Annotated in this window: 5 protein-coding genes and 1 pseudogene; 4 read left to right on the top strand and 2 right to left on the bottom strand. The window is 38.6% G+C overall.

Annotated features, from left to right (window positions below; genetic code table 11):
* The 3 genes and pseudogenes from ACP7AE_RS06970 to ACP7AE_RS06960 all read left to right on the top strand — a co-directional run.
* Nucleotides 1-106: pseudogene (locus tag ACP7AE_RS06970) on the top strand (IS5/IS1182 family transposase); the annotation flags it as partial.
* Between the two features lie 710 nt (nucleotides 107-816).
* On the top strand, nucleotides 817-1,479 hold the full coding sequence (locus ACP7AE_RS06965; protein WP_426242151.1) for a PepSY domain-containing protein: 663 nt from the start codon (nucleotides 817-819) through the stop codon (nucleotides 1,477-1,479).
* Between the two features lie 295 nt (nucleotides 1,480-1,774).
* Complete coding sequence (locus ACP7AE_RS06960; RefSeq protein ID WP_201552466.1) at nucleotides 1,775-2,146, top strand: hypothetical protein; 372 nt, start codon at nucleotides 1,775-1,777, stop codon at nucleotides 2,144-2,146.
* A gap of 9 nt (nucleotides 2,147-2,155) precedes the next feature.
* On the opposite strand, the gene ACP7AE_RS06955 is transcribed toward ACP7AE_RS06960, so the two are convergent.
* Complete coding sequence (locus ACP7AE_RS06955) at nucleotides 2,156-2,467, bottom strand: YqfO family protein (protein WP_201552464.1); 312 nt, start codon at nucleotides 2,465-2,467, stop codon at nucleotides 2,156-2,158.
* A 53-nt stretch (nucleotides 2,468-2,520) separates the two neighbouring features.
* Nucleotides 2,521-3,168 (bottom strand): DNA-3-methyladenine glycosylase, encoded by a 648-nt coding sequence (locus tag ACP7AE_RS06950; protein ID WP_238049661.1) that lies wholly within the window; start codon nucleotides 3,166-3,168, stop codon nucleotides 2,521-2,523.
* A 302-nt stretch (nucleotides 3,169-3,470) separates the two neighbouring features.
* On the opposite strand from ACP7AE_RS06950, the gene ACP7AE_RS06945 reads away from it, so the two are divergent.
* A partial coding sequence (locus tag ACP7AE_RS06945; protein WP_426242148.1) for a hypothetical protein occupies nucleotides 3,471-3,878 on the top strand: 408 nt, incomplete at its 3' end.

Below are 3,878 nucleotides of genomic sequence, written 5' to 3'. Positions count from 1 at the left end.
GCTAAAGCACTTCCGTAGTATTGCGACTAGATACGAGAAATTGGCTCGTAATTATAAGTCTATGCTGTATCTAGCTTGTACTATGATTCATTGCAAACTGAATTAGGGACACGCCCTAGCACTTCATCTAAATTTCGACAAATATATTTAGCGAAGTTTCTAGAAGCTAAATCAAATATCGATTACTTTAGGGATTAGGCTTTTCTCAAAGTCTAGACACAATAAAACCGCATAGCAATTAACTGTTATGCGGTTTTATTGTTAACCATCCATGTTACCTATCACCACTGTTTCCCATGCATCCTTGCATAATATTCAGCATATTGTGATACTGGGCATCCTGCCCTTTTTACTACAACTACCAGCATTAACTACTGATAGCAGCAAAGGGTATGTGTCCTTACTCCACTTATCATTATCATCCTGATGCTAATAAGTGAATCATTATCCTTAATGCGGTCAACTCAATCCTTGAGTCACATTCCCTAATGCCGTGTGACTATAATGCCTAATTCCTAACCTGATGTTAAGTCGCGTAAGCGTCATTACGTGTAAGCATATGCTTACATGATTCATATTCGTTACCCTGATTACAACTTATTAACGCAAAAGACACTAATCATCAAGCTTTGTCCATTATGATAGATAATGTAAGAAAATATTTCAAAGCGCATAATGGTAATGACGATGGTAACAATTAATTTGCCAGTAAGTTATGAATACGATTATATGAACAATTTATAGAGTGCGTACGTGCTCGGCTATCACCAGCAATGATGCGACGGGTAATTTAAAAATATTATAGGATATTGGATCATGAAAACTCTAAAGCCTTTCTCATTTAAGACCGTTATATCTACTGGTCTTGCGATTGCATTATTGGGCACTACAGTTGGGTGTACCGTCGTCGGTCCAGGATATGATAATTATCCAGTATATGGTGGTAATGATGATTATGGTAACACTGACTATAACCGTATTAGTCAAAAGCTACGCGCTGATCTGCGCCGTAAAGGCTATCAGGTTATGGATATCAAATCCGATAACTACCGTGGCAATCGCATAATGACCGCTTATGCCAAAAAGAACAACCAAGCATACGAGCTAAAATACACGTATCCTGATCTAAAACTTATTAGCTCGAATAAAAAAGTTTGGTCTAATGTTTGGCAAGACGATAGATATGACAAAGACCATTACAAGAAAGACAAATATAAAAATAATGGCAAGCATAAGAATAATAAGCACTATAAGAATGACGATATCGAAGATAGCATTAAAAGAGACTCGCGTTATCCAGCAATTAAACAACGTGCAATCAATAAAATACAAGGCATGGGCTATCGGGTCAAAGACATTGAGCTGGAAGAAAAGAACGGACGCGGCGTGTTCGAGATTGAAGCCAAGCGCGGCTCGCAAGAGTATGAAATACGACTTGGTTACCCAAATTTAAATGTGATTAAGATTGAAAAAGACTAGGGCATGTCTTCCATTCAATTGATAGTTATAGTCAATCCTATATAAATCAGATACGGTATCAGGCTCGCTTAGTCTACTACTTATAGTACTTTCGCTTGCCTTCCTTGAATCTAAATTATATTGAACCGACTATATCTAAGTGCGCTAAAAATGAAATTAGTGAAATAAAGCTATTAAATAAAGTTTTGGCATCATTGATTACTTGATGCCTTTGGTCAAATAAGCCAGCCCTTGGTTTATTTGACCCTTTTTTATAAGATCAGCAAAAACATCTTTGACATCATAAGAGGATTTGATGAACCACCATACTTTATTAAAAACCACTACTAGCGCCAGTATGATTGCAGTGTTACTGACGATAACGACTGGCTGTGTCACCGCACCTGGTTATAATGCTTACGGCGACCTTTATGAAGATATTTATAAAGACAGTAAAGTCTACAAAAAGCACAAGAAGACCATCAACTCCATTGATAAAGAGCTTTATCAGCCTGCTATCGAGCAAAGGGCTGCCAATAAAGTCAGCAATATGGGTTATCGAGTCAAAGACGTCAAATACAAAAAAGGTGACAGTAAAATAAAAGTAAAAGCCAAACACGGCAGTGAAGATTACAAAATCGAGCTTGGCTATCCGAGTTATAACGTGATTAAGATCAAAGAGGACTGATAGCTAACCCTAAAAGTCTAATACTTCAATCACATCATAGGCAGGTGTTTCATAAGGATGCGCCTGCTTTAACGCCTCGACGACTTGTTTAATATCAGCATCAGCCACTACCATTTCTACCCGCCATTCCTCAACGGTTTCCAGTCGATCATGTGCTCCAATATTCGGATTACTGCCTGCCAGTGGCCTAAATTGCCCTGTCCCCTGCACTTGCCAACAGCACTGTTCATAATTGCCAATCGTCCCAGCGCCTGCCGAAAATAAAGCGGACTTTACCTGCTCTAATGCTGTATCTGGAATAAAAACCGTCAATTTATACATGTATTACTTCCTTCAAGTCTATTTAGAAAAACAGCCATCAACTATCAATCTTGCTATTTTTTGGATAACGAAGGATGGGCTGTCCAAATGTAGCGCAATAACCACTCTTTTGCCTCGCCCGCATAATCAATGCCAATCCGTGGACGCAGCGATACTGGCGGCTTGCAACCGTCTTCTTCTATCCAAACGGCTGATGCTGGATGAATAGATTTGCCATACAAGTCACGGTCGATTTGTAATCGCTTGGTCAGCTTACCGGGACCAGCGAACTGCTTGGAATGAATCAGTTGTTGATCTAAGCTCAATAATTGCTCATCTCGCAGACGGTCACTATCTTCTGCTAAAAACCCTGCGCGTATCAGCACTGACTCAGGGGAGTCGATAGCACCACTGATTAAATTGAGCATATGATGGACACCATAAGTCAAATACACATAAAAAACGCCACCTTGCTCATACATGATTTCAGTGCGCGGCGTTCGGCTGCCAGCATGTGAGTGACAAGCGGGATCGCCCGCACCGATGTAAGCTTCAGTTTCTGAGATGCGCATACGCAATATTTTAGTCGTGCCATCCGTATCTGACAGCTTTCTACATAGCACTTTACCTATTAAGTCAGCAGCGACCACACAGGTTGGTCGAGTAAACCATGATGACTCTAAAATAGTAGGCTGCGCCGTGGAAGTTTGAGGCGTTGACATTAGTAATAACCTTTTATGCTTTTTATATGATTGAATAATTAATAAGTTAGCATAAATTAAGAAAACGTATTCAGAACTATTTTTGTTATATATTTTATTGCGATAACTGTATTTTTCTAGAATGCACCTGACACTTTAAACCTAAAAACTATCATGCCTTCCATTTAAATGATTTAATTGAACTCATTTCTAAATATATCTGGAACATGAGATTCAAATATAAAATTAGCGGTATAACAAATAGCAAACATAATATAAACATAATTGTTATATTCCTCTCTTGTTCTAATTAGAGGAGTGTTATGAAAATGATATCCACACGTTCAACAAAAGTAATCAGTATTCTAATGTTATCTACTATGCTTGCTGCATGTGGTAATGATAGTGATGAATTCAATTCAGAGGTGAAGCCAGCAGTCACAATCCCGCCCACTAACAAACCAGAAATTAAGCCAGAAATTAAGCCAGAAATTAAGCCAGAAATTAAGCCAGAAATTAAGCCAGAAATTAAGCCAGAAATTAAGCCAGAAATTAAGCCAGAAATTAAGCCAGAAGTTAAGCCAGAAGTTAAGCCAGAAGTTAAGCCAGAAGTTAAGCCAGAAGTTAAGCCAGAAGTTAAGCCAGAAGTTAAGCCAGAAGTTAAGCCAGAAGTTAAGCCAGAAGTTAAGCCAGAAGTTAAGCCAGAAGTTAAGCCAGAAGTTAAGCCAGAA

The organism is Psychrobacter sp. TWP2-1-2 (genome assembly GCF_049896785.1).
Lineage (GTDB): Bacteria > Pseudomonadota > Gammaproteobacteria > Pseudomonadales > Moraxellaceae > Psychrobacter.
The sequence above is the reverse complement of the archived record's forward strand: the minus strand, read 5'-3'. Positions and strand labels throughout refer to the sequence as shown.